The sequence below is a fragment of the Luteimonas sp. MC1750 genome (genome assembly GCF_016615955.1).
Lineage (GTDB): Bacteria > Pseudomonadota > Gammaproteobacteria > Xanthomonadales > Xanthomonadaceae > Luteimonas.
This window is the reverse complement of sequence record NZ_CP067113.1, coordinates 1,513,865-1,537,460: the sequence shown is the minus strand read 5'-3', so window position 1 is coordinate 1,537,460 and position 23,596 is coordinate 1,513,865. Positions and strand designations below refer to the sequence as shown.

The following is a 23,596-nucleotide window of genomic DNA, read 5'->3' as shown; positions in this document are numbered from 1 at the left end:
TCAGTCGATGCGCCAGGCGCTGAGGTCGCCGTCGACGTTCTGGACCACCAGCACGCCGTCGGCCACCACCGGATGCCCAGCGATCGCCGAGCGCCCGGCGCGCGTGCGCGCGGCGAACTCGCCATCGAGCAGGCGCATCCAGTGCAGGTAGCCATCGAGGTCGCCGACCACGGCATAGGCGCCCTGCACCACCGCCGGGCTCAGGATGCGGCGCGCCAGAGCCGGCTGCTGCCAGTAGGACGTGCCGACGTACTTGTCGATCGCCCACACGGTGCCGGCGGCATCGCTGACCACGACGCGGTCGTCGGCCACGCCGACGCTGCCTGCACCGCCACTCTCGGCGGCCCAGAGCGGCCGGCCGGACGGACCTTCGAAGGCCATCGTGCGGTTCCGGTAGCTGCTGGCGATGACCGCCGGGCCGTCGACCACCGGCGCGCCGTCGATGTCCGCCATGCGCTCGAGCTCGGTGCGGCCTTCCGGCAGGGCGACCGGCTGTTCCCAGAGCAGGCGACCGTCGGCAAGCGACAGCGCCACCAGGTCACCCTCGTCGGTGCCGACGAAGGCGTAGCCCGGGGCGAGCGTGACCGCGGCATTGCCGCGCACGGTCAGGGTGGGAAGTTCCTCGGTCCAGAACCAGCGGCGCGCGCCCGAGGCCGCGTCGAACGCGGTGACGCGGCCGTCGTTAGAGCGCACCACCACCAGGCCCTGGCCGACCGCAGGGCGCGCGATGACCTCGTTGGGCACGTTCGCGGTCCAGCGCGGGGCGCCGGTGGCGGCGTCCAGGGCCACCACTTCGCCGTCCAGCGAGCCGGCCACGACCAGGCCGTCGCCGGCGCCAGGGCCGCCCGCCAGGCGCAGGTCCGACTCGTGGCGCCAGAGGCTGCGACCGCTCTGCAGGTCGAACGCGCGCACGCCGCCTTCGACCGACGCGGCGTAGACCACGCCGTCGGCGATGAACGGACCCTGGCGCACGCCGGTGCTGCCGTCGCCCTTGCCGGCGCTGGCGGTCCACAGGCGCTGAGGCGTGGCCGAGGCCTGGAACTCGACCAGCTTGGCCGGGCCGGTGTCGACCTTGTCCTTGCCGGAGAACCATCCGCGCACGGTGCCGCAGCCGGTCAGCGCGGCCAGGCAGGCGAGCACCACCACGGCGCGCAAGGCGATCTGGGCGGGACGGCGGGATTCGGACATGTGTGCGGTCATCGGGCTTGCTCCCCGTCGTCGCCGGCAGGCGTGCCGCCGGCATCGATCAGCTTGATCTGCAGCAGGCCGCGCTGCGGCGCGGCTTCGTCGAGCGCCGCGAGCGCGGCCGTATACGCCTCGCGTGCCTGCTCCAGGCGACCCGCGGCGCGTTCCGCGTCGCCCCGGATCTCGAGGCTGCCGGCATCACGTGCGTCGCCAAGCGCCGCCAGGGCCTCGTCGGTGCGGCCCGCATCGACCAGCAGCACGGCCAGGCGGCGCGCGATCACCGGACCGAGCGCGGGGTCGGCTTCGCGGGCGTCGGACAGGGTCGCGATTGCCGCTTCAGTGTCGCCGGCACCGACCTGGGCGGCCGCGAGGTCCAGCGGCACGAGGCTGGCGTAGACGCCCTCCTCGAGCCCGGCCGAACCGGCCAGCGCGCGCGCCTCTTCCAGGTCACCCGCGGCCACGCGCTCGTTGAAGGTGGCATAGGCCGCGCCGGTCTCGATGCGCTTGCCCTGCAGATGGTCCTGCCACCTGCCCCAGCCGTAGACGAGGACCAGCGCGACGGCGATGCCCCCGACGACCCCGAGGGCGTTCTCACGGATCCACTGGCGTACGCGTTCGCCCTGTTCGTGCTCGTCGAGCAACTCGTCTACTGCCATGTTCTTCCGATCATGCTGGGCGCCGCGCCGCCGGGTGGCGGGCGGACACCGGAAAGGGAACGGCCCGCGAGCGGGCCGCCGGTTTCACGCGCGGGGCCCCGTGAGGGGCCATCGCAGCCGCTGCGCCGGGCTCAGTGGCCGGCGGGCGCGAGCGAACCGTCAGAGGATACCGTAAACCGGGCGACGTTCGCCCGCAGGTAGGGCGCCAGGTCCTGCTCGACGCCATGGGTGCGCACGTCGACGGCGCCGGCATTGCCGAGCACGACCGCACCCACCTCGCCCGCGGCGAAGCCGCGGATCTCGCCCGCAGGCAGCAGGCTCTGTTCGAGCACCCGGCCATCGGGGGTCATCACTTCGACCCAGCTGTCGGCCGACAGCTGGAGTTCCAGCGCCGGCGCTGCTGCGGTGTGTGCCGGCAGCGGCTGCGCCGGCTGGCGCTGGCTGACCGGCGCCATCGAGGCCACCAGCGCGGTCGGGCCGCGGGCGGCTTCCGGCGCGCCCTGGATCCCGACCGGGACGTCGAGCGAGCCGGAGACGGTGTCCTGCGGCGCCAGGTGCGGCTGGGTCGCCAGCCACACCGGCAGCGCGATCGCCGCGGTGATCACCACGTAGACCAGGCGCCTGGCGGCCTGCTCGGCCACGATGCGCATGCGCGGTACATAGGTGCGCGGCGTGAGTTCCACCGGGCGCACCGGCGCGACGCCGGAGGCCTCGTGGACCATCGCCGTGGCGAGTCCCAGCAGGCGCCCGTAGCTGCGCAGCTGTCCGCGGATGAAGACCGGCGCGCCGAGCCGGCTCCAGTCCTCCGCCTCGAGCGATTCGACCACGCGCACCGGCATCTTCAGCCGGCTGGCGACGTCCTGGATGGAAAGGCCCGCGGCCTCACGGGCCGCACGGAGACGCGTGCCGCAGCCATGATTGGCGTCGGTCGTGGTGTGGTCTGACGGCATCATCGTGAAGTGCTGTCCCCGGGCAGCCTTGCTGGCGCGTGCGGAAATTCCGTCCGCAGACGCTGAACATAACGAGCGGCGGCAGCCTTGTCGCCGAGCTTTTCCTCGATCTGTGACGCAATTCGTATCGCGGCCGGCGAGGCCGGCCCCGCATCGAGGCGGCGCTGAGAGAACGCGCGCGCCTCGAAGTACTCCCCCTGTGCATAAAGATGCCGCGAGAGCGCCTCGAGCGCAACGGCATTCACCGGATCGAGGCCGAGCGCCGCGCGCAGGTCGCGTTCGGCCCGACCCGGCTGGCCGCCCTCGACCGCGCAGGCGCCCGCATTGGCGAGCGCGGACGCGGGGCTGGCATAGCTACGGTCGGCCAGCGCGCGGTCGAACCAGCCCATCGCTTCGGTTGCCCGTCCGTTGAGGCAGAGCCAGCTGCCGTAGTTGTTCAATGCGGCACCCGACGTCGGCGCCAGTTCGGCGGCGCGGGCGTAGTGCTCACCGGCGTCGGCCGTGCGGCCCTGGCGGTCCAGGGACAGCGCCAGCAGGGTGTAGGCGAGCTCGCTCCGGCCATCGATCCGCAGCGCCTTGCGCGCTTCGGCTTCGGCGTCGGCGGCCCGGCCCTCGCGCAGCGCCTGCTCGCCGCGCAGCAGGTGGGCGCGCGGGTTTTCGCCGGAGCGCGCGCTAGCGCCCTTGCCGCTCACGTCGTAGGACGGCGCCACCTGTTCGGACTTGCCGCGCTCGGCGCTCGGTTTGATGAAGCTCAATCGCGAGCAACCCGTGGCGGGCAGCAGCACGGACGCGGCCAGCAGGCACGCGACCAGCCTAGCGACGGACATGGACGCCCTCCCCGCTCGCATCGAGGCTGCGGCGGAACTCGGCCTGGCGGCGGGTGCGGTCGGCGACCTGGCCCTTGAGCTGGCCGCAGGCGGCATCGATGTCGTCCCCGCGCGTGCGACGCACCGGCGCGATCATCCCGGCGCTGTTGAGCAGCTTCTGGAACGTGCGGATCGATGCGTCGTCCGGGCGCTCGTAACGCGTGCCCGGGAACGGGTTGAACGGGATCAGGTTGATCTTGGCGGCGTCCTTCATCTGCACCGCGCGGTCGAACGCGCGCAGCAGCTGGACCAGTTCGAGCGCATGCTCCGGCTGGTCGTTGACGCCCTTCATCAGGGTGTACTCAAAGGTGACCGACTCGCCCTTCTTGCGCAGCGCATAGCGCACGCAGGCCTCCATCAGCTGGGCGATCGGGTACTTCTTGTTGAGCGGCACCAGCGTGGTGCGCAGCGCATCGTTGGGCGCATGCAGCGACACCGCCAGCGACACGTCGCTCTCTTCGGCCAGGCGGTCGATCATCGGCACCATGCCGGCGGTCGAAAGGGTCACGCGCTTGTTGGCCAGGCCATAGCCCAGGTCGTCGCGCATCACGCTCATGGCGCGCACGACGTTGTCGAAGTTCGCCAGCGGCTCGCCCATGCCCATCATCACCACGTTGGTGAGGCGGCGCTGCTTGTGGGGAATGTTGCCGAGGTGCTTCGCCGCCACCCAGACCTGGCCGATGATCTCGGCGGTCGACAGGTTGCGGTTGAAGCCCTGGGTCGCGGTGGAGCAGAAGGTGCAGTTGAGCGCGCAGCCCACCTGCGACGAGACGCACAGCGTGCCGCGCCCCTTGTCGGGGATGTAGACCGTCTCGATGGCGTTCTTGCCATCCATGCCCAGCAGCCACTTGTGGGTGCCGTCCTCGGACTCCTTGTCGAAGTGCACATGGGGCACGACGACCTCGGCCCGCTCCTGCAGCTTGGCGCGCAGCGCCTTGCCGAGGTCGGTCATCTCGTCGAAATCGGTGACGTGGCGATGGTGGATCCACTTCATCACCTGGTGCGCGCGGAAGCGCTTCTCGCCGAGCACGTCGGCGAAAAAGTCCTCCAGCCCCGTGCGGTCGAGGTCCAGGAGATTCTGCTTGGTGGTGGCTTCGGTCACGGGCCTTCTGGGGTCAGGATCAACAGCATTTGCCACGGATCACACGGATCAAAGAGCATATTTACGCGGATAGAGCAGGAAGCAGTTGGGAACCACAAAGCCATCCCACCTGCTTCCTTTTCTTGCCTTATCCGCGTCTGTCCGCGCAAATCCGTGGCAGGAAAATCAACGGGCGTAGACGTCCGTCGACGGGAAGAAGTACGCGATCTCGACGGCGGCGGTCTCGGCGGCGTCGGAGCCGTGCACGGCGTTGGCATCGATCGAGTCGGCGAAGTCGGCGCGGATCGTGCCGGCCTCGGCGTCCTTCGGGTTGGTCGCACCCATCAGTTCACGGTTCTTGAGGACGGCGCCTTCGCCTTCCAGGACCTGGATCATCACCGGGCCGCTGATCATGAACTCCACCAGGGCGTTGAAGAACGGACGCTCGCGGTGCACGGCGTAGAAGCCTTCGGCCTCGGCGCGCGAGAGCTGCTTCATCTTCGCGGCGGCGACCTTCAGGCCGGCCTTCTCGAAGCGGGAGTAGATTTCACCGACGACGTTCTTGGCGACGGCATCGGGCTTGATGATGGACAGGGTGCGCTCGAGCGCCATGGGGAGGTCTCCGGGATGAGGTGCCGGCCTTCCAGGCAGGCACACGGTAACATGGAAAAACCCACGCCGGGGCGCGGGTTTAGCCGACAAGGCTGGAGTGATTCTACCGGATCGCATGCGCCGCCTGCACGCGGCGCGCCGAACTTTTTTCGGGTTGACCGTCCGCCCCGCCCACGCCTAGTATCCAAACAAGCGTTTGATTCAGGCAGGCCGTCCCGCCCCATGGCAAGCACCCAGTTTTCGACCAAGGACCGGATCCTCGGCGCCGCCGAGGAGCTGTTCGCCCTGCACGGCTTCCTGGGCACGTCGCTCCGCCAGGTCACCAGCCGCGCCGACGTGAACATCGCGGCGGTCAACTACCACTTCGGCAGCAAGGAAAACCTCATCAACGAGGTCTTCCGTCGGCGCATGGACGACATGAGCCGGCAGCGCCTGGGCCAGCTGGAGCAGGCCTGCAAGAGCCAGCCGCCGGAACTCGAGGCGATCCTCGCGGCCTTCGTCGAGCCGGCCCTGGCCGTTGCCCGCGACCGCCAGGGAGGGGCGGCGTTCATCCGCGTGGTCGCCCGCGCCTACGCCGAGAAGAACGACGGCCTGCGCCAGTTCCTGTCCGAGCAGTACGGCCATGTGCCGCGCGAATTCGCCCGGGCCATCGCCCAGGCGGTTCCGCACCTGGACAAGGAACAGCTCTACTGGCGGCTGGACTTCCTGTCGGGTGCCCTGACCTACGCCATGTCCGATTTCGGGCTGATCAAGCGGCCGGCGGGCGTCAGCGAGGCGGCCCACCGCAAGCGTGCCGCGGACGAGCTGATCCGCTTCGCCGCTGCCGGCATCAGAAGCTAACCACCATTCCAATCAAGGAGTTGCACGATATGCCTGAGAAACTGCTTGTGCGCCGCGCCGCGGTCCTCGGTGCGGGCGTGATGGGCGCCCAGATCGCGGCGCACCTCACCAACGCCGGCGTCGAGACGGTCCTGTTCGACCTGCCCGCCAAAGAGGGCGACCCCAATGGCATCGTCAACCGCGCCATCGCCAGCCTGGGCAAGCTGAGCCCGGCGCCGCTGGCGTCGAAATCCCTGGCCGCGGCGATCATTCCCGCCAACTACGAGCTCGGCCTGAAGCGACTGAAGGACTGCGACCTGATCATCGAGGCCATCGCCGAGCGCATGGACTGGAAGAAGGACCTGTACGAGAAGATCGCGCCCTTCGTCGCCGACCACGCCGTCCTCGCCAGCAACACCTCCGGGCTCGGCATCAACAAGCTGGCCGAGGCGCTGCCGGAGAAGCTGCGCCCGCGCTTCTGTGGCGTGCACTTCTTCAATCCGCCGCGCTACATGCACCTGGCCGAACTGATCCCGGCGCGCACGACCGACAAGTCGGTGCTGCAGGGGCTGGAGACCTTCCTGACCAGCACGCTCGGCAAGGGCGTGGTCTACGCGCGCGACACCCCGAACTTCATCGGCAACCGAATCGGCGTGTTCTCGATCCTGGCGACCATCCACCACACCCAGGACTGCGGCCTGGGCTTCGACGAGGTCGACGCCCTGACCGGTCCGCTGGTCGGGCGGCCGAAGTCGGCGACCTACCGCACCTCCGATGTCGTCGGCCTGGACACCATGGGGCACGTCATCAAGACGATGGCCGACACCCTGCCTGACGATCCGTGGCACAAGTACTTCAAGTCGCCGAAGTGGTTGGCCGCGCTGGTCGAGAAGGGTGCGCTGGGCCAGAAGGCCGGCGCCGGCATCTTCCGCAAGGTCGGCAAGGACATCATGGTCCTGGACCTGGAGAAGCAGGACTATCGGGCAGCCGACCGCGCTGCCGCGCCGGAAGTCGTCGAGATCCTGAAGACGAAGGACCCGGTCGCGAAGTTCGCCGCCCTGCGCGCCAGCGAGCACCCGCAGGCGAAGTTCCTGTGGGCCGTGTTCCGCGACCTCTTCCATTACTCGGCCTACCACCTCGCCGACATCGCCGAGACCGCGCGTGACGTCGACCTTGCGATCCGCTGGGGCTACGGCTGGTCGCTGGGGCCGTTCGAGACCTGGCAGGCCGCCGGCTGGAAGCAGGTGGCGCAGTGGATCGCCGATGACATCGTCGCGGGCAAGGCCATGAGCGACGCGCCGCTTCCCGACTGGGTGTTCGACGGGCGCGACGGCGTGCATTCCGCCGAGGGCAGCTACAGCCCCGGGAAGAACGCCCGCCTGCCCCGCTCCGGCCTGCCCGTCTACCGGCGCCAGCGCTTCCCCGACCCGCTGCTGGGCGAGTCCTTCGCCCAGGGCGAGACGGTGTTCGAGAACGATGGCATCCGCCTGTGGACCGACGGAGACGACATCGCCGTGGCCTCGTTCAAGACCAAGCTGCATACCGTTTCCGACCAGGTGCTCGACGGCCTGCAGGAAGCCGTGGCGCGCGCCGAGCGCGACTTCGCCGGCCTGGTGATCTGGCAGCCGAAGGAGCCCTTCTCCGCGGGTGCCGATCTGGCCGGCGCGCTGGGCCTGCTGCAGGCCGGCAAGGTCGATGCCTTCGAGGCGATGGTCGCCAACTTCCAGGCCACCAGCCAGCGCATCAAGTATTCGCTGGTGCCGGTGGTGGCCGCGGTGCGCGGCCTGGCGCTGGGCGGCGGCTGCGAGTTCCAGATGCACTCGGCGCGGACCGTCGCGCACCTCGAGAGCTACATCGGCCTGGTCGAGGCCGGCGTGGGCCTGCTGCCGGCCGGCGGTGGCCTGAAGGAGTTCGCGGTGCGCGCCTCCGACGCCGCGGGCCCGAACGGGGACGTCTTCGCCGAACTCAAGGCGGTGTTCGAGGCCGTCGCCATGGCCAAGGTCTCGACCTCCGCGGTCGAGGCGAAGGAACTCGGCCTGATGCGCGCGCAGGACAAGGTCGTGTTCAACGCCCATGAACTGCTGCACATCGCCAGGCAGGAAGCGCGTGGCCTGGCCGAGACCGGCTACCGCCCGCCCCTGCCCGCGCGGCGCATCCGCGTGGCCGGCGACGTCGGCGTCGCCACCTTCCGCATGCTGCTGGAGAACATGCTCGAGGGCCGCTTCATCAGCGAGTACGACTACGAGATCGCCACCCGCATCGCGACCATCGTCAGCGGCGGCGACGTGGACCGCAACGCCGTGGTCGACGAGGACTGGCTGCTGCGGCTCGAGCGCCAGCACTTCGTCGAGCTCGCGCAGCAGGAGAAGACCCAGGCGCGCATCGCGCACATGCTCAAGACCGGCAAGCCGCTGCGCAACTGACGCGACCGACGAAGAGGACAAGACAATGAGCAAGCAGATCCAGGACGCCTACATCGTCGCCGCCACCCGCACCCCGGTGGGCAAGGCGCCCAAGGGCGTGTTCCGCAACACCCGACCCGATGACATGCTCGCCCACGTGCTGAAGGCCGTGGTCGCGCAGGCGCCGGGCATCGACGTCAACCGCATCGACGACGCCATCATCGGCTGCGCGATGCCCGAGGGCGAGCAGGGCATGAACGTGGCACGCATTGGCGTGCTGCTGGCCGGCCTGCCCGACACGGTGGCCGCGCAGACCATCAACCGCTTCTGCTCGTCCGGCCTGCAGGCCGTGGCGCTCGCCGCCGACCAGATCCGCCTCGGCAACGCCGACCTGGTGCTGGCCGGCGGCACCGAGAGCATGAGCATGGTGCCGATGATGGGCAACAAGGTCGCGCTGTCGCCGGCCGTGTTCCGCGACGACCACGTCGCCATCGCCTACGGCATGGGCATCACCGCCGAGAAGGTGGCCGAGGAGTGGAAGGTCTCGCGCGAGGACCAGGACGCCTTTGCCCTCGCCTCGCACCAGAAGGCGCTGGCCGCGCAGAAGGCCGGCGAGTTCCGCGATGAGATCTCCGCGCTGGAGGTCGTCTCACGCCAGCCGGACCTGGGCGGCAACGCCGTGCGCCTGAAGAAGCTGCTGGTCGAGCAGGACGAAGGCCCGCGTGCAGACACCTCGATCGAAGGCCTGGCCAAGCTGCGCCCGGTGTTCCGCAACGGCCAGTTCGGTGGAACCGTGACCGCGGGCAACTCGTCGCAGATGAGCGATGGCGCCGGCGCCGTGCTGGTGGCGTCCGAGCAGGCGATCAGGGATTACGGCCTGACGCCGCTCGCCCGCTTCGTGTCGTACTCCGTTGCCGGCGTGCGCCCGGAGGTGATGGGCATCGGGCCGATCGCAGCCATCCCGAAGGCGCTCAGGCAGGCCGGCCTGACGAAGGACCAGCTCGACTGGATCGAGCTCAACGAGGCCTTCGCCGCCCAGGCACTGGCCGTGATCCGTGACTCGGAACTCGACCCCGACAAGGTCAACCCGCTCGGCGGCGCCATCGCGCTGGGCCATCCGCTCGGCGCCACCGGCGCGGTGCGCACGGCCACGATCGTCCACGGCATGCGCCGCAGGAAGCAGAAGTACGGCATGGTGACCATGTGCATCGGCACCGGCATGGGCGCGGCGGGAATCTTCGAAGCGCTGTGATCCACACGGATCAAAGGGACGCCGCTGGCGTCCCTTCGATCCGGTCACATGTGCAACGCGCGGGCGGGGATGGCTGCGCTCAGCGTGCGCGCCCGTAGATCTCGACGCGCGTGGACCCGTCCTCGGCCTGGGTGCGTGACACGATGGAATTCGGCATCGAGCCGCCCACGCTGGACATGTACATCATCACCCAGTCCTCGGCCTGGCTCCGCGTTTCGAACGCGCCGTCCACGCGACACATGCTGCTGCGGCAGTCCACCGAGAGGCTGGTTGGCTTGGCGCCGGCCTGCGCAAACGCCTCGTTGGACGCGATCCCGGTCAGCTGGCTCTCCTTCTGCGGTGCCCAGGCCGCATCCACCTGCTCGCTGGCATAGCGCGCGGCGGACTGCTCCCTGAGTTCACGCGTGCGCGCGGCGTGCTGCGCCCGTGACTCGACGCGACGGTCGAGCTGGGTCGCGACCTGCTGCTCGAGCGATTCGCCCGATGCGCGTGCGGGCCGCGCATCCCGGTTCGCCGGCGCGGGCGCCTGCGCCACGGGATCCGCGGCAGCGACTGCGATCGACTGCGGGACGTTCGCGGGGCCGGGAGCCTCGCCACGCCGCAGGATGAACGTGCCGGCGATGACGGCCACCACCACGACGGCGGCGACAACGAGCGGAAGTCTGGTGCCTGGATTCATGTGCACAGCCGAGATATTTGCGAAGCCCCAGTGTGCGCGATCGCAGAGGGCAAAAAAAAGGTGCCGGTTTCCCGGCACCCGTTTCGACAGGAACTCAGACCGGAGCTACTTCTTCGACCCAGTACACGTAGCTGTCATTGATGCCCACGCCCGGCGGCAGGTAGCAGTTGATCATGACCAGGCCGGTGCTCATGCCACCGCCCTCGAAGTCGTCCGCGTACCAGAACAGGTTGGCGTCTTCGCCGGTGGCGCCGGGGGCCAGCTCGAGGGTGAGACCGACGTACTCGTTTTCGCCGCCTTCGTAGCCGGTGACGCCCGAGCAGTTCAACGTCTGCGCGGTGCTGGAATAGTTGGTGAAGTAGGCATCGACCAGTGTCGCCATGCCGCCGGCCGCGTAGCCGGAGTCGAACTCGAAGCCGCAGGTGACCCACGCACCGGTGTCGACGCTGTCATTCTGGATCGTGAGCGGGCGCTTTCGGATCGCGAGTTCCGACATCGGCAGCGAGGCCTGGCAACGCGCAGCAGGCGCCGAGGAGTTGGAGTGCATTTCCAGTTCCTGGGCAGCAGTGGGCACGCTGTATGCAGCGGCCATGGCGAGCGTCAGGCCCGCGAAAGTTGTTGCAAGCTTCATGAAGCGGTCTCTCCCTTGGTGGTGTGCTGTCAAGCGATCATGAGGCCTCTCACCCCATTCCTGACCTCCGGAATATACCCCTGCTTTCCGCAGGATGTCACCCGGACCACCGATGGCACCAATCAGGAGTCGACCACGCCCAGTTCAGCCAGCGCGTCGCGCATGAAGCCCTGTGCCGCCTCGCTGAGCGCCTCGTGGTCCAGTGCATGGCGGATGGTCGCCTCGATGAGGCCGAGGTGGGTCCCGCAGTCGAATCGCGTGCCCTGGAAGCGGTACGCGAGCACCGGTTCCTCGGCCAGCAGGGCCGAGATCGCGTCGGTCAGCTGGATCTCGCCACCGGCGCCGGGAGCCGTGGCCTCCAGCAGGGCGAAGATGCGCGGCGACAGCACATAGCGCCCGACCACGGCGAGGTTGCTGGGCGCGTCGCCCGGCCTGGGCTTCTCCACGATCGCGGTGATCCGCCCACGGCGGTCGCTGAATTCATCCGTCGCGACAATGCCGTAGCTCGAGACCTGTTCAGGTGCGACCGCCTGGGTGGCGATCACGCTTGAACCGGTCGCTTCGGCGACATCGGCCATCTGGCTCAGCGCACCGGGGCCGCGGTTCCAGATCAGGTCGTCGGGCAGGATCACCGCGAAAGGCTCGTCGCCCACGACCGGCTTCGCGCAGAGCACCGCATGGCCCAGGCCCAGGGCCTCGGCCTGGGTCACGAAGACGGCGCGCACGTTGGGCGGCAGCACGTTGCGGATCACCTCGAGCAGCTCGACCTTGCCGGCCGCCTCGAGCTTCTGCTCCAGCTCGTAGGCCTTGTCGAAATAGTCGGCGACCGCGTGCTTGTAGCGGTTGGTGACGAACACCATCGTGTCGCAGCCGGCGTCGACTGCTTCGTCCACGGCGTACTGGATGAGCGGCCGGTCGACGATCGGCAGCATCTCCTTGGGCACCGTCTTGGTGGCCGGGAGGAAGCGGGTCCCGAGTCCGGCGACCGGGAAGACCGCCTTGCGGATGCGTCTGTTCATGTGCGTCTGGCGTTCCTTGCGGGAAAAGCGACCACCGTGGCGGCTGCGGGTTCGTCATCGCGCACCAGCGGCGCGAATTCCGGGACGGCGTCACGCAGGGCCTGGTCCAGGGTTTCGAGGTCGTAGCTCGACACCGCGTCGCGCAGGCGCGCCATGGCGGCGGTGATCCGTTCGCTGGAGACGCCGCGCGCCTCCGCCTGGAGGATCTTCGGGTGCGCCGTCGGGCGGTAGCGTTCGTCGGCGTGGAACAGGGTTTCGTGCAGCTTCTCGCCCGGGCGCAGGCCGGTATAGACGATCGCGATGTCGCGTCCCGGCTGCTTGCCCGCCAGGGTGATCATCTGCTCCGCCAGCAGGCGGATCGACACCGGTTCGCCCATGTCCAGCGTGTAGACCGCCTGCCGGGCGCCAATCGCCACGGCCTGCAGGATCAGCTGGCAGGCCTCGGGGATGGTCATGAAATAGCGGGTGACCTCCGGATCGGTCACCGTGACCGGCCCGCCGCTGCGGATCTGCGCGCGGAACAGCGGCACCACGCTGCCGGCGGAATCGAGCACGTTGCCGAAGCGCACGGTCACGAAGCGCGTGCCCTCGAGCCCGTTCATCGCCTGGCAGACCATTTCCGCCAGGCGCTTGCTGGCGCCCAGCACGTTGACCGGATCCACGGCCTTGTCGGTCGAGATCAGCACGAAGGTGCCGACGCCGGCCGCCTGCGCCTCGCGGGCAACGGTCGCGGTGGCCAGCACGTTGTTGCGCACCGCCTCGCGCAGCTGCGCCTCGAGGACGGGCACCTGCTTGTAGGCCGCGGCGTGGAACACCGCCTCGGGCTGTGAGAGCGTCAGCGCGTGGCGGATCACCGCCGGATCGCCGCAGTCGCCAAGCACCGGCAGGCACTCGATCTGCGGGAAGTCCCGGCGCAGCTCGTTCTGCATGGTCAGCAGCGCCAGCTCGTCGATCTCGATCAGGATGATCTGGCGCGCGCCGTGGCGGGCGCACTGGCGACACAGTTCGGCCCCGATCGAGCCGCCGGCGCCGGTGACCAGCACGCTGCGCCCACCCAGCCAGCCGCGGATCGCCTTCCAGTCCGGCGTGACCGGCTTGCGGCCGAGGAGGTCCTCGATCGCGACCTCCTTGAGTTCGCCCGGCAGCGAGCGGCCTTCCAGCAGGTCGTTGAGGCGGGGCACGGTGCGGAAGGGCAGCCCGGTGCGCTCGCAGGCCGCGACCACGCGGCGCATGGCGGTCGCGTCCAGCGAAGGCATCGCGATCACCAGCAGGCGGGCCGCGGTTTCCGGCGCGATCTCGCCCACGTCCTCGATCTTTCCGAGCACCGGCAGGCCCTGCACATGGCTGCCGCGCAGCTTGGCCGCGTCGTCCAGGAATCCGACCGGCTGGTAGGCACCGACCCTGCGCAGGTCGCGCACCAGCGCCTCGCCCGCCTGCCCCGCGCCCAGGATCAGCACGCGCAGCGCCGCCTTGTCGGTGCGCTCGTTGCCGTGGTCCTTCCAGGCCCGGTACAGCAGCCGCGGCATGCCCAGCAGCGCCGACAGCACGACCGGATAGGCCAGCATCACCGTCCGCGGCACCTGTCCGGCGCGGTCGAACACGAAGAACAGCAGGGGCAGGATCGCGAGCAGGCCGAACAGGCTGGCCTTCACGATGTTCACCAGGTCCGGGATGCTCGCGAAGCGCCAGACGCCCCGATACAGGCCGACTTGCCAGAAGATCAGGCCCTGCACGATCAGGATCAGCAGCATCTCCGGCGACAGCAGCGGCGTGGACGACACCTGGTCCATCGCCGACTGGCGGAAGTGGTTCAGGCCAGCCCAGGTCAGCCAGACCATGAACACGTCGTGCAGCACCACCGAGGCCCGCGGCAGGCTGGTCCGGATGCGGTCGTTCAGGCTGGTCATCCTCTGGGCCTATCCTTCTGCTCTCGTGCACCCGCGCCACGCGCGGCGCGCCATGCAAGGGTTCCGGCGGCCAAGATGCCCGCGCAAACCGCTAGTCTAGCGGCGAAGCCGCCGGCAGAGGCCGCTCCCGCCACGATGGCCACGAGGATGGTCCACCCCGCATAGGCCAGCGTCACCGGGACATGCGACCCGACCCGGCCCGCCAGGCGCTGGTATGCATGGCTGACGTGGGGCGTCCACCACTGCTCGCGACGCACCATGCGCCCGCCGAGCGTCAAAGCCGCGTCAATCAGGAAGGCCGACAACGGAAGGACGGCCAGCACAAGCATTCCCGCTGCCTGACCCGGCCCGGCTCCCTGGAGCAGCAGCAGCACGACCACGGCCAGCGCGACGCCCAGCGTGCCACTGCCGACATCGCCCAGGAAGATGCGTGCCCTGGGGAAGTTGAACGGCAGGAATCCGATGCAGGCTGCCGCCAGCACCAGCGCCGGCGCCAGGGCCGGCGGCAGGCCGCCGCCGGCGTGCGGCGAGAGCATGGCCAGCCCCGCCAGCCCGAGCGCGGCCAGCGCGGCCTGGCTGGCGGCGATGCCGTCGATCCCGTCCATGAAGTTCCACACGTTCACCAGCACCGGCACCGCGGCGATGGCCGCCAGGGCCAGCCAGGGCGCACCGTGGACGGCGAGCACGCCCGCCGCGAGCACGATCCCGGCGCCCACGTGCGCCGCCAGCCGCCACCAGGGCGAAAGCGGACGGTGGTCGTCGACGTAGCCGGCCGCCGCCACCAGGAAACTGGCCCCGGCGGTGGCGAGCGCCAGCGCGATCGGGATCCGTCCCGACACTCCGAAGAGGCCGCAGGACAGGATCCAGGCCAGGGTGATGCCGATTCCGCCACCCCGTGGCGTCGGCACGCTGTGGCTGCGGCGTTCACCCGGAAGGTCCATCAGCCCACGGCGCAGGGCGTAGGCGCGCGCCAGCCAGGCGCCAGCCGCGGCGATTGCCGCGACCACCGCCAGCCACGGCAGCAGGCCGTTCCAGTCCGCGCCGCCCATGCGCTCAGACCACGGCGTAGTTGAGCAGCGGCTTGATGCTGCCCCACTCCTTGCAGGACGGGCACTGCCAGTGGTGGCTGCGCGCGCCGAAGCCGCAGCGGTTGCAGCGGTAGGCGGGGTTGCGGACCAGCAGCTGGTCGGTGATGTGGCGAAGCTCGTGCAGGGTCGCGGCCTCGTTGCCGCCTTCGGCCAGGGTGAGTTCGATCAGGGCCGCTTCGCCGCGCACGGAAGGCCGGTCCTTGAGCTGCTGGGCGAGGAAGCGGCGGGCGGCAGGCACGCCCTCCTCCGCCTCCACCAGGTGGGTGAGCGCGAGCACCGGCGCCACGCCCCGGTAGTGCTCGCTCATCTCGGTGAGGAAGGCGCGGGCACCGGGCAGGTCGCCGACGCGGTCGTAGGCCGAGCGCAGCGGCGGCAGGATCTCCGGCAGGAAGTCGGCGTCATGGCGGGCCGCGCGCTCGTAGGCGCGGATGGCGGCGGCGTCGTTGCCGGCGTCGAGCTCCAGCCGGCCCTCGAGCATGCCGGCGCGCACCGAACTCGAATCCGCGGCATAGGCGCGCGCGACAGCGGCGCGGGCACCCTCGCGGTCCCCGGCCACGCGCAGCCGCTCGGCGAGCTCGCATTCGAACTGGCCGATCAGCTTGCCCATGGGCTCACCGGTGACCTGCTCGTAGCGGGTCGCGTTCTCGATCGCCTTGGGCCAGTCGCGCTCGGCCTGGTAGATGCCGATCAGGTGCTTGAGCGCCTGCGGTGCGCGCTGGTCGAGCGCGGCCAGCTCGGTGAACACCGTCTCGGCACGGTCGAGGAGACCCGAGCGCATGTAGTCCTCGCCCAGCGCGAGCAGGGCCTGGACCTTCTGCTGGTCGTTGAGGTCGGGCCGCTGCACCAGTCCCTGGTGCAGGCGGATCGCGCGGTCGACCTCGCCGCGCCGACGGAACAGGTGGCCCAGCGCGATCTGGGTCTCGAAGGTGTCCTTGTCGAGCTCGGCGATGTGCAGGAACAGTTCGATGGCCTTGTCCGGCTCTTCGCTGAGCAGGTAGTTCAGGCCACGGAAATAGGTGGTGGAGAGCTTGCTGACCTGGCTGTCACTGTGCCGCTCGCCGCCACGGCGGCCGATCACCCAGCCCGACAGGGCCGCGATCGGCAACAGCAGGAAAAACCAGAACCACTCGGTGATGAAGGCCATCAGTTCGCATCCGGTGCGTGGGGGGTGGGCGCCTGCCTGCGCCTGCGCAGGGACGGCACGATGGAGGCCATCGTCGCCAGCCCGCCGACCAGTGCGCCTGCGAGCAGCGTGCCCAGCAATGCCAGGCCCAGCGTCGGCCGGAACACGGCAAGGCCGAGGTCGAGTTCGACCGTCTGGGGATTGAGTGCACCGACCGCGACGCCTGCAACGAGGCACAGCATGCCGATGAGGATGCGGATCGGACGCATGGGCGGCTAGCTTAGCCGGCCACGGGCCCGCAGTCAGCCGCGGATGAGGCCCATCAGTCGTCGACCGGGAGCGGCATGACGTCGCTGACGCGTTCGCGCAGCTCCTTGCCCGGCTTGAAATGGGGAACGTGCTTGCCGGGCAGGGCCACGGCCTCGCCGGTCTTCGGATTGCGCCCGGTACGGGGCGGACGGTAGTGCAGCGAGAAGCTGCCGAAACCGCGGACTTCGATGCGTTCGCCGTTGGCCAGCGCACCACCCATCATCTCCAGCAGCGACTTCACCGCCAGGTCGACGTCGTCGGCCTTGAGGTGCCCCTGGCGCTGGGACAGGATCTCGATGAGTTCGGACTTGGTCATGTGCCCCCTGGCCACCCTCGAACAAGCCAACGGCGACCCGGCTCGCACCGGGTCGCCGCTGGATACTTCAGGTATTACTCGGACTTGCTGTCCAGCTGCTCGCGCAGCAGCGCGCCCAGCTTGGTGGTGCCGCTGGAAGCATCCGCCGAAGCACGGTTGTACTCGGCCAGGGTCTCGGCCACCTCGGCCTCGTCCTTCGCCTTGATCGACAGCTGCAGGGTGCGGCCCTTGCGGTCCATGCCGGTGAACTTGGCCTCGATGGCCTGGCCCACCTTCAGGAACTGCGTGGCGTCATCGACGCGCTCGTCGGCGATGTCGCGGGCGGCGACGTAGCCTTCCACGCCATCGGCCACTTCGATCACGGCGCCCTTGGCGTCGACTTCCTTGACGGTGCCGGTGATCTTGGAGCCGCGCGGATGGTTGGCCATGAACTGGCCGAACGGATCCTGCTCGAGCTGCTTGACGCCCAGGCTGATGCGCTCGCGCTCCGGGTCCACCGCCAGCACCACGGCCTCGAGGGTGTCGCCCTTCTTGAGCTCGCGGGCCACGTCTTCGCCGCTGGTGTTCCAGCTCATGTCCGACAGGTGGATCAGGCCGTCGATGCCGCCGTCCAGGCCGATGAAGATGCCGAAGTCGGTGATCGACTTGATCTGGCCTTCGACCTTGTCGCCCTTCTTGTGGATGGCCGCGAAGGTCTCCCACGGGTTGGACGTGACCTGCTTGATGCCCAGCGAGATGCGGCGACGCTCCTCGTCGACGTCCAGCACCATGACCTCGAGCTCGTCACCGACCTGTACCACCTTGGCCGGGTTGACGTTCTTGTTGGTCCAGTCCATCTCGGACACGTGCACCAGGCCCTCGACGCCCGGCTCGATCTCGACGAACGCGCCGTAATCGGTGACGTTGGAGACCTTGCCGAACACGCGGGTGTTGGACGGATAGCGGCGGGCGATGTTGTCCCACGGATCCTCGCCCAGCTGCTTGAGGCCCAGGCTGACGCGGTTGCGCTCGCGGTCGTACTTGAGCACGCGGACGTCGAGCTCCTGGCCCACTTCCACGACTTCGGACGGATGGCGCACGCGCTTCCAGGCCATGTCGGTGATGTGCAGCAGGCCGTCGATGCCGCCGAGGTCGACGAACGCGCCGTAGTCGGTGAGGTTCTTGACGACGCCCTTCAGCACGGCGCCCTCGACCAGCTTCTCCATCAGCTGCTCGCGCTCTTCCGAATGCTCGCTCTCGACCACCGCACGGCGGGAGACGACCACGTTGTTGCGCTTGCGGTCGAGCTTGATGAGCTTGAACTCGAGTTCCTTGCCTTCCAGGTACACCGGGTCGCGCACGGGGCGCACATCGACCAGCGAACCGGGCAGGAACGCGCGGACGTCCTTGATGTCGACGGTGAAGCCGCCCTTGACCTTGCCGCTGATCTTGCCGGTGACGGTCTCGTTCTTCTCGAGGGCTTCCTCGAGCTCGTCCCACACCATGGCGCGCTTGGCCTTCTCGCGCGACAGCACGGTCTCGCCGAAGCCGTTCTCGAGGGAATCGAGCGCGACCTTGACGATGTCGCCCTCGGCGACGTCGATCTCGCCGGCGTCGTTACGGAACTGTTCGATCGGCACGATGCCTTCGGACTTGAGGCCGGCGTTGATGACGACGACGTCGGTGCGCACCTGGATCACGGTGCCGGTGACGATCGAGCCGGGCTTCAGCTTGGCGAGGTTCGCCTGGCTGGCTTCGAACAGTTCTGCGAATGATTCGGTCATTGGAAAAATACTCTGTTGATGAAACAGACCGGATGCGCGCAGCGCGCCTGACCGGTCCACCCGTTGTCGGCGTGCGCGGGATTGCGCCTTGCCGTGAGTGCTGGTTGGAAACGGAAAATCCGCGCGGCGTCTGCCACGCGGGGCCATCTGCGGCGGGGTTCAGTCCACGAGGCCGGGCACGAGGGCCAGGACGCGTTCGACCACGACATCGATGCCCTGGCCGGTGGTGTCGATGCGCACGGCGTCTTCGGCCGGTCGCAACGGTGCCACCGCGCGGCTGGCATCGCGCGCGTCGCGGGCCAGGATCTCCCGCAGCAGACCGTCCAAGGTAACCGAAACCCCCTTGTCCTTCAACTGCTTATAGCGCCTTTCGGCACGCTCCTCGGCACTCGCGGTGAGGAACACCTTCCAGGCGGCATCGGGGAAGATGACCGTACCCATGTCGCGCCCGTCGGCGACCAGTCCGGGGGGCTGGCGGAAGGCGCGCTGGCGCTCCTTGAGCGCCGACCGGACCTCCGGGATCGCGGCGATGGCCGAAGCGGCGGCGCCGGCGGTCTCCGTCCTCAGCTCGTCGGTCGCGTCATGGCCGTTGACCAGCACCCGGGGTTCCCCGTGGGGGTCGTCGCGGAAGCCGATTTCGGTGTCGAAGGCGCAGCGCACCAGGGCGCCGGCATCGTCCAGGTCAAGGTCGGCCCATCCGGCGGCCACCCCGACCGCCCGGTACAGGGCACCCGAGTCCAGGTAGTGCCAGCCCAGGCGCGCGGCCACGGCACGGCTGATCGTGCCCTTGCCGGAGCCGGAGGGGCCGTCGATGGTCAATACCGGGATGGCGGGCTGGGTCATGATGGTCTCCGTGGGGGGTGGCCATTCTAGACCGGCCCGCACGGCGCGCCCTGCAAGTACTTGATCCCGGGCCACCGGGCCCGCTAGAATTGCCGGCTTGTTTGCCCCACCCATATTCAGAGGTTCGTCATGAAGGTCCTGTCCTCCCTGAAGTCGGCGAAGGCCCGTCACCGCGACTGCAAGGTCGTTCGTCGCCGTGGCAAGATCTTCGTCATCTGCAAGTCCAACCCGCGTTTCAAGGCCCGCCAGCGCTGAGCAGGCTGCCAGGGCGGCTGCGCGTGCATCGCATGCGGCAGCCACCAGCGACGCCCGGAAGGCCGCAGCGATGCGGCCTTCCGCGTTTTCGCCGCCGTCGGTTCGCGTGACCGGGCGCCCGGTTCGGCCAGGCATCCACGACCGGACACGCGCGATCTGTTAAAACGCTGCGGCTGCAAGCGATGCAGCCTCCGGGGAGACCAAGATGCGCCTGACGATTGCACTGACCACCGCCGCCCTGCTCGCCGCTGCCGGCGCAGCGCGTGCCGACACCCTGCTCATCGAGCGCGTCCAGCACGAGGCGGCCGTCGCCATGCCCGCGCGCGGCATGACCATGTCGCAGGTCGAGGCCCGCTTCGGCGCGCCTGCCCAGCGCATGGATCCCCGCGGCGGCCAGAAGCGCCAGTGGCCGACCATCCACCGCTGGGGCTATCCCGCGTTCACCGTGTACTTCGAGAACAGCCGCGTGATCGACGCGGTCGCCAACCAGGCCACAGCCGGCGAGACCGGTCCCAAGCCGCCGATCCGCTGAGCGAATGACCTTGCAGACCCTGCGTTTCCCCGCGGAGTGGGAGCCCCAGTCCGCGATCCTCCTCGCGTGGCCGCACGCCGGCACCGACTGGGCCGAGCGCCTGGGCGACGTCGAGGAAACCTATATCGCCCACGTCGCGGCCATCACCCGGTTCCAGCCGGTGCTGGTCTGCGTGGCCGACGAGGACGTCGAGGCCTATGCGCGCGCGCGGCTGGCCTCCAACCGCATCGACATGGCCCGGGTCGGGTTCATCACCCTGCCCTATGACGACACCTGGCTGCGCGACACCGGGCCGGTCACCCTGGTCGGGGCGGAGGAGTTCTCGCTTCTGGATTTCCGCTTCACCGGCTGGGGCGGGAAGTTCGAGGCCAGCGAGGACGACCAGCTGGTGCAGCGCCTCCACGAAGCTGGAATCTTCCGCAGGAGTTCGGTGCAATCGATTGATTTTGCACTGGAAGGTGGAGCGATCGAAACCGACGGGGCGGGCAGCCTGCTGACCACCTGGCGCTGCCTGCAAGAGCGGCACCCGTCCTCCAGCCGGGAGGACCTGGAGCAGCGCCTGCGGGCATGGCTGCGGCAGGAGCGCGTGCTCTGGCTGGAGCACGGCTACCTGGAGGGCGACGACACCGACGCCCACGTCGACACCCTCGCCCGCTTCGCCCCCGACGACGCCATCGTGTTCCAGGCCTGCGACGACCCGGCCGATCCGCACCATGCCGAGCTGTCGGCGATGGCGGCCGAGATCGCGGCGCTGCGCACCGTCGACGGTCGTCGCTACCGCCTGTTCCCGCTGCCCTGGCCGCAGCCGGTCCTCGACGGCGGCCGGCGCCTCGCCGCGAGCTACGCGAACTACCTGATCATCAACGGCGCGGTCCTGATGCCGGCCTATGGCGACCCGGCCGATGACACGGCGGCCGCCGTGCTGGCCCGGGCCCATCCCGGGCGCGAGATCGTCCAGGTGCCCTGCCGCGCGCTGATCTGGCAGAACGGCAGCCTGCACTGCATCTCGATGCAGCTGCCCGCCGGCCTTACCTGAGGGACAGGCGGGCCGGCCTACAATGGCCGGCTCACCTGCATCATCGCCACAGGGGCCCTGCCATGACCACGAAGACCCTTCCCGTCGCGCTCGTCCAGGAGCGCAACCACGGCAGCGCCGCGGAGAACCTCGAGGTGATCGAGGCCCGCGTCGCCGAAGCCGCGCGCCAGGGCGCGAAGCTGGTGCTGCTGCAGGAGCTGCACAACGGCGCCTATTTCTGCCAGCACGAGTGCGTGGACGCGTTCGACCTCGCCGAGACCATCCCCGGCCCCAGCACCGAGCGCCTGGGCGCGCTGGCGAAGCAGCATGGCGTGGTGCTGGTCAGCTCGCTGTTCGAGAAGCGCGCCACCGGCCTGTACCACAACACGGCCGTGGTCTTCGACGCCGACGGCTCGACCGCGGGCCGCTACCGCAAGATGCACATCCCCGACGACCCGGGCTTCTACGAGAAGTTCTACTTCACCCCGGGCGACCTCGGCTTCGAGCCGATCGACACCTCGGTCGGCCGGCTCGGCGTGCTCGTGTGCTGGGACCAGTGGTATCCCGAGGCGGCACGCCTGATGGCGCTGGCCGGCGCCGAACTGCTGCTCTACCCCACGGCCATCGGCTGGGATCCGGATGACGACCAGGCAGAGAAGGACCGCCAGCGCGACGCCTGGATCCTGAGCCACCGCGGCCACGCCGTCGCCAACGGCCTGCCGGTCCTGAGCTGCAACCGCGTCGGCCACGAGCCGTCGCCGGTCGGCGCGTCGGGCATCGACTTCTGGGGCAACAGCCACGTGCTGGGACCGCAGGGCGAGTTCCTGGCCGAGGCCGGCGGCGATGCCACCGTGCTCACCTGCGAGGTCGACCTGGGCCGCAGCGAGCACGTGCGCCGCATCTGGCCCTTCCTGCGCGACCGCCGCATCGACGCCTACGGCGACCTGCTGCGCCGCTACCGCGACTGACGCGCCTGCGCGCGACCACGGACTTCCATGACCGACACTCCCGCCCTGCCTGACGCAGGGCCCGGCCCCGCCGCCCCACGCGCCGACGCCTCCGGACCTGCCGGCGCGGGCTTCGACCTTGCCAGCCAGCCGCACACCATCGTCGAGCGCGACGGCGTGCGCTACACCCTGCTCGGCACCGCCCACGTCTCGCGCGCCAGCGTCGATGCAGTGCGCGCGGCGATCGCCACCGGCGCCTATGACACGGTCGCGGTCGAGCTGGACGAGCAGCGGCTGCAGGCCATGACCGATCCCGAGGCGCTGGGACGGATGGACCTGGTCAAGGTGCTGCGCGAGGGCAAGACCCCCCTGTTCGCCGCGAACCTGGCGCTGGCCGCCTACCAGCGCCGCCTGGCCGAGCAGATGGGCGTCGAACCCGGCGCGGAGCTCAAGGCCGCGGCCGCCGACGCCAACGCGCGCGGCCTGTCGCTCCAGCTCATCGACCGCAACGTCGGCCTGACCTTCAAGCGCGCCATGCAGCGCCTGGGCTGGTGGGGCCACGCCAAGGTCAGCGCCAGCCTGCTGATGGGGCTGCTGTCCAGCGACGAGGTCGGCGAGGACGAGATCGAGCGGCTCAAGCAGGGCGACGTGCTGGAGTCGAGCTTCAGCGAGTTCGCCGGCGAGACCCCCGAGCTCTACGAGGTGATCATCGCCGAGCGCGACCGCTACATGGCCGCACGCCTGCGCGAGGTGCCGGCAGGCGCGCGCGAGGTGCTGGCCGTGGTCGGCGCGGGACACCTCAAGGGCCTGGCCAACCACCTGCGCGACGACGTGGCGCCGCCCGCGCAGGTGCGCGAGTCACTGGAAGAGGTGAAGCCGAAGTCGCGCGTTCCGTGGATGGAGCTGGTGATCGCCACCGTGGTGATCGGCGGCTTCGCCTGGGGCTTCTGGCAGGGCGGCCTGGACGTGGGCACGGACCTGATGCTGCAGTGGGTGCTGGTCACCGGCACGCTGGGTGCGCTCGGCTGCGCGATCGCGGGCGGCCACCCGCTGAGCATCCTGTCGGCCTTCGTGGCCTCGCCGCTGACGCCCCTGCATCCGGCGCTGGCGTCGGGCACGGTCAGCGCGGTGGTCGAGGCGGCGCTCCGCAAGCCGACCTACGCCGATTTCATGGCGCTGCGCGAGGACGTGAACACCGCGCGCGGCTGGTGGCGCAACCGCGTCGCGCGGGTGCTGCTCAACTTCTTCCTGACCAGCCTGGGCACCGCGATCGGCGTGTGGACGGGCGGGCTGAGGATCCTGGGCAAGGTGTTCGCCTGAGGCCAGCCCGATCGCGGCTGTAGCCG

24 protein-coding genes are annotated in these 23,596 nt (G+C 69.6%); 8 read left to right on the top strand and 16 right to left on the bottom strand.

Annotated features, from left to right (window positions below):
* The 6 genes from bamB to ndk all read right to left on the bottom strand — a co-directional run bounded on the left by bamB (position 1) and on the right by ndk (position 5,350).
* Positions 1-1,188: an outer membrane protein assembly factor BamB gene (bamB, locus tag JGR68_RS07185; protein ID WP_199362104.1), complete on the bottom strand. Its 1,188-nt coding sequence runs from the start codon at positions 1,186-1,188 to the stop codon at positions 1-3.
* Between the two features lie 8 nt (positions 1,189-1,196).
* Entirely contained in the window at positions 1,197-1,841 is a 645-nt protein-coding gene (locus JGR68_RS07180) for a tetratricopeptide repeat protein (protein WP_199362105.1), read from the bottom strand.
* Positions 1,842-1,972: 131 nt separating this feature from the next.
* Positions 1,973-2,794 (bottom strand): RodZ domain-containing protein, encoded by an 822-nt coding sequence (locus JGR68_RS07175; protein ID WP_199362106.1) that lies wholly within the window; start codon positions 2,792-2,794, stop codon positions 1,973-1,975.
* Positions 2,791-3,618 carry a tetratricopeptide repeat protein gene (locus JGR68_RS07170; protein ID WP_234446456.1) on the bottom strand — a complete coding sequence of 276 codons (828 nt, stop codon included), beginning with the start codon at positions 3,616-3,618 and terminating at the stop codon, positions 2,791-2,793. The genes JGR68_RS07175 and JGR68_RS07170 overlap by 4 nt, the downstream gene beginning before the upstream one ends.
* Complete coding sequence (gene rlmN, locus JGR68_RS07165; RefSeq protein WP_234446455.1) at positions 3,605-4,759, bottom strand: 23S rRNA (adenine(2503)-C(2))-methyltransferase RlmN; 1,155 nt, start codon at positions 4,757-4,759, stop codon at positions 3,605-3,607. Before rlmN ends, JGR68_RS07170 begins: the two co-directional genes overlap by 14 nt.
* Before the next feature lie 165 nt (positions 4,760-4,924).
* Positions 4,925-5,350: a nucleoside-diphosphate kinase gene (ndk, locus tag JGR68_RS07160; protein WP_199362109.1), complete on the bottom strand. Its 426-nt coding sequence runs from the start codon at positions 5,348-5,350 to the stop codon at positions 4,925-4,927.
* A 222-nt stretch (positions 5,351-5,572) separates the two neighbouring features.
* On the opposite strand from ndk, the gene JGR68_RS07155 reads away from it, so the two are divergent.
* Genes JGR68_RS07155 through JGR68_RS07145 form a run of 3 tightly spaced genes read left to right on the top strand, consistent with a single transcriptional unit; the run spans position 5,573 to position 9,823 of the window.
* Positions 5,573-6,190, top strand: coding sequence for a TetR/AcrR family transcriptional regulator (locus JGR68_RS07155; protein WP_199362110.1), 618 nt, complete (start codon positions 5,573-5,575; stop codon positions 6,188-6,190).
* 29 nt (positions 6,191-6,219) lie between these two features.
* Positions 6,220-8,592 (top strand): 3-hydroxyacyl-CoA dehydrogenase/enoyl-CoA hydratase family protein, encoded by a 2,373-nt coding sequence (locus JGR68_RS07150; protein ID WP_199362111.1) that lies wholly within the window; start codon positions 6,220-6,222, stop codon positions 8,590-8,592.
* Between the two features lie 25 nt (positions 8,593-8,617).
* Positions 8,618-9,823, top strand: a complete 1,206-nt coding sequence (locus JGR68_RS07145; RefSeq protein WP_199362112.1) for an acetyl-CoA C-acyltransferase — start codon at positions 8,618-8,620, stop codon at positions 9,821-9,823.
* 79 nt (positions 9,824-9,902) lie between these two features.
* Here JGR68_RS07145 and JGR68_RS07140 read toward each other — a convergent pair whose 3' ends face one another.
* The 10 genes from JGR68_RS07140 to cmk form a co-directional block, all read right to left on the bottom strand.
* The gene (locus JGR68_RS07140) at positions 9,903-10,502 is read right to left on the bottom strand and encodes a hypothetical protein (RefSeq protein WP_199362113.1); all 600 of its coding nucleotides are present in this window, start codon (positions 10,500-10,502) and stop codon (positions 9,903-9,905) included.
* Positions 10,503-10,596: 94 nt separating this feature from the next.
* Positions 10,597-11,049, bottom strand: a complete 453-nt coding sequence (locus tag JGR68_RS07135; RefSeq protein ID WP_199391402.1) for a hypothetical protein — start codon at positions 11,047-11,049, stop codon at positions 10,597-10,599.
* Between the two features lie 206 nt (positions 11,050-11,255).
* A complete protein-coding gene (galU, locus tag JGR68_RS07130; protein WP_199362115.1) occupies positions 11,256-12,152 on the bottom strand; it encodes a UTP--glucose-1-phosphate uridylyltransferase GalU in 897 nt (298 codons plus the stop codon).
* Entirely contained in the window at positions 12,149-14,059 is a 1,911-nt protein-coding gene (locus tag JGR68_RS07125; RefSeq protein WP_199362116.1) for a nucleoside-diphosphate sugar epimerase/dehydratase, read from the bottom strand. Before JGR68_RS07125 ends, galU begins: the two co-directional genes overlap by 4 nt.
* Positions 14,056-15,108 carry a glycosyl transferase gene (locus tag JGR68_RS07120; RefSeq protein WP_199362117.1) on the bottom strand — a complete coding sequence of 351 codons (1,053 nt, stop codon included), beginning with the start codon at positions 15,106-15,108 and terminating at the stop codon, positions 14,056-14,058. The genes JGR68_RS07125 and JGR68_RS07120 overlap by 4 nt, the downstream gene beginning before the upstream one ends.
* 4 nt (positions 15,109-15,112) lie before the next feature.
* Positions 15,113-16,291 carry a lipopolysaccharide assembly protein LapB gene (lapB, locus tag JGR68_RS07115; RefSeq protein WP_199362118.1) on the bottom strand — a complete coding sequence of 393 codons (1,179 nt, stop codon included), beginning with the start codon at positions 16,289-16,291 and terminating at the stop codon, positions 15,113-15,115.
* Positions 16,291-16,539 (bottom strand): lipopolysaccharide assembly protein LapA domain-containing protein, encoded by a 249-nt coding sequence (locus tag JGR68_RS07110; RefSeq protein WP_199362119.1) that lies wholly within the window; start codon positions 16,537-16,539, stop codon positions 16,291-16,293. Before JGR68_RS07110 ends, lapB begins: the two co-directional genes overlap by 1 nt.
* 53 nt (positions 16,540-16,592) lie before the next feature.
* Complete coding sequence (locus JGR68_RS07105; RefSeq protein WP_255531823.1) at positions 16,593-16,910, bottom strand: integration host factor subunit beta; 318 nt, start codon at positions 16,908-16,910, stop codon at positions 16,593-16,595.
* A 59-nt stretch (positions 16,911-16,969) separates the two neighbouring features.
* On the bottom strand, positions 16,970-18,658 hold the full coding sequence (gene rpsA, locus JGR68_RS07100; protein WP_199362121.1) for a 30S ribosomal protein S1: 1,689 nt from the start codon (positions 18,656-18,658) through the stop codon (positions 16,970-16,972).
* Positions 18,659-18,817: 159 nt separating this feature from the next.
* Positions 18,818-19,501 carry a (d)CMP kinase gene (gene cmk, locus JGR68_RS07095; RefSeq protein ID WP_199362122.1) on the bottom strand — a complete coding sequence of 228 codons (684 nt, stop codon included), beginning with the start codon at positions 19,499-19,501 and terminating at the stop codon, positions 18,818-18,820.
* A 129-nt stretch (positions 19,502-19,630) separates the two neighbouring features.
* On the opposite strand from cmk, the gene ykgO reads away from it, so the two are divergent.
* From ykgO to JGR68_RS07070, 5 genes are all read left to right on the top strand, one after another.
* Complete coding sequence (gene ykgO / locus JGR68_RS07090) at positions 19,631-19,756, top strand: type B 50S ribosomal protein L36 (RefSeq protein ID WP_005409283.1); 126 nt, start codon at positions 19,631-19,633, stop codon at positions 19,754-19,756.
* Between the two features lie 205 nt (positions 19,757-19,961).
* Positions 19,962-20,288, top strand: coding sequence for a hypothetical protein (locus JGR68_RS07085; RefSeq protein WP_199362123.1), 327 nt, complete (start codon positions 19,962-19,964; stop codon positions 20,286-20,288).
* Between the two features lie 4 nt (positions 20,289-20,292).
* The gene (locus tag JGR68_RS07080; RefSeq protein WP_199362124.1) at positions 20,293-21,324 is read left to right on the top strand and encodes an agmatine deiminase family protein; all 1,032 of its coding nucleotides are present in this window, start codon (positions 20,293-20,295) and stop codon (positions 21,322-21,324) included.
* A 62-nt stretch (positions 21,325-21,386) separates the two neighbouring features.
* Positions 21,387-22,271, top strand: coding sequence for a carbon-nitrogen hydrolase (locus JGR68_RS07075; RefSeq protein ID WP_199362125.1), 885 nt, complete (start codon positions 21,387-21,389; stop codon positions 22,269-22,271).
* 27 nt (positions 22,272-22,298) lie between these two features.
* On the top strand, positions 22,299-23,570 hold the full coding sequence (locus JGR68_RS07070) for a TraB/GumN family protein (protein ID WP_199362126.1): 1,272 nt from the start codon (positions 22,299-22,301) through the stop codon (positions 23,568-23,570).
* Positions 23,571-23,596 lie beyond the last annotated feature (26 nt).

Bases quoted from the DNA above. Each gene is read 5' to 3' on its own strand.
- JGR68_RS07125 (WP_199362116.1), bottom strand. From the start codon at position 14,059: ATGACCAGCCTGAACGACCGCATCCGGACCAGCCTGCCGCGGGCCTCG.
- cmk (WP_199362122.1), bottom strand. From the start codon at position 19,501: ATGACCCAGCCCGCCATCCCGGTATTGACCATCGACGGCCCCTCCGGC.
- JGR68_RS07080 (WP_199362124.1), top strand. From the start codon at position 20,293: ATGACCTTGCAGACCCTGCGTTTCCCCGCGGAGTGGGAGCCCCAGTCC.
- JGR68_RS07155 (WP_199362110.1), top strand. From the start codon at position 5,573: ATGGCAAGCACCCAGTTTTCGACCAAGGACCGGATCCTCGGCGCCGCC.
- JGR68_RS07150 (WP_199362111.1), top strand. From the start codon at position 6,220: ATGCCTGAGAAACTGCTTGTGCGCCGCGCCGCGGTCCTCGGTGCGGGC.
- JGR68_RS07175 (WP_199362106.1), bottom strand. From the start codon at position 2,794: ATGATGCCGTCAGACCACACCACGACCGACGCCAATCATGGCTGCGGC.
- bamB (WP_199362104.1), bottom strand. From the start codon at position 1,188: ATGTCCGAATCCCGCCGTCCCGCCCAGATCGCCTTGCGCGCCGTGGTG.
- JGR68_RS07075 (WP_199362125.1), top strand. From the start codon at position 21,387: ATGACCACGAAGACCCTTCCCGTCGCGCTCGTCCAGGAGCGCAACCAC.
- ykgO (WP_005409283.1), top strand. From the start codon at position 19,631: ATGAAGGTCCTGTCCTCCCTGAAGTCGGCGAAGGCCCGTCACCGCGAC.
- JGR68_RS07180 (WP_199362105.1), bottom strand. From the start codon at position 1,841: ATGGCAGTAGACGAGTTGCTCGACGAGCACGAACAGGGCGAACGCGTA.
- JGR68_RS07145 (WP_199362112.1), top strand. From the start codon at position 8,618: ATGAGCAAGCAGATCCAGGACGCCTACATCGTCGCCGCCACCCGCACC.
- JGR68_RS07070 (WP_199362126.1), top strand. From the start codon at position 22,299: ATGACCGACACTCCCGCCCTGCCTGACGCAGGGCCCGGCCCCGCCGCC.
- JGR68_RS07135 (WP_199391402.1), bottom strand. From the start codon at position 11,049: ATGCACTCCAACTCCTCGGCGCCTGCTGCGCGTTGCCAGGCCTCGCTG.
- JGR68_RS07085 (WP_199362123.1), top strand. From the start codon at position 19,962: ATGCGCCTGACGATTGCACTGACCACCGCCGCCCTGCTCGCCGCTGCC.
- lapB (WP_199362118.1), bottom strand. From the start codon at position 16,291: ATGGCCTTCATCACCGAGTGGTTCTGGTTTTTCCTGCTGTTGCCGATC.
- JGR68_RS07110 (WP_199362119.1), bottom strand. From the start codon at position 16,539: ATGCGTCCGATCCGCATCCTCATCGGCATGCTGTGCCTCGTTGCAGGC.
- JGR68_RS07140 (WP_199362113.1), bottom strand. From the start codon at position 10,502: ATGAATCCAGGCACCAGACTTCCGCTCGTTGTCGCCGCCGTCGTGGTG.
- galU (WP_199362115.1), bottom strand. From the start codon at position 12,152: ATGAACAGACGCATCCGCAAGGCGGTCTTCCCGGTCGCCGGACTCGGG.
- ndk (WP_199362109.1), bottom strand. From the start codon at position 5,350: ATGGCGCTCGAGCGCACCCTGTCCATCATCAAGCCCGATGCCGTCGCC.
- JGR68_RS07120 (WP_199362117.1), bottom strand. From the start codon at position 15,108: ATGGGCGGCGCGGACTGGAACGGCCTGCTGCCGTGGCTGGCGGTGGTC.
- JGR68_RS07170 (WP_234446456.1), bottom strand. From the start codon at position 3,618: ATGTCCGTCGCTAGGCTGGTCGCGTGCCTGCTGGCCGCGTCCGTGCTG.
- rpsA (WP_199362121.1), bottom strand. From the start codon at position 18,658: ATGACCGAATCATTCGCAGAACTGTTCGAAGCCAGCCAGGCGAACCTC.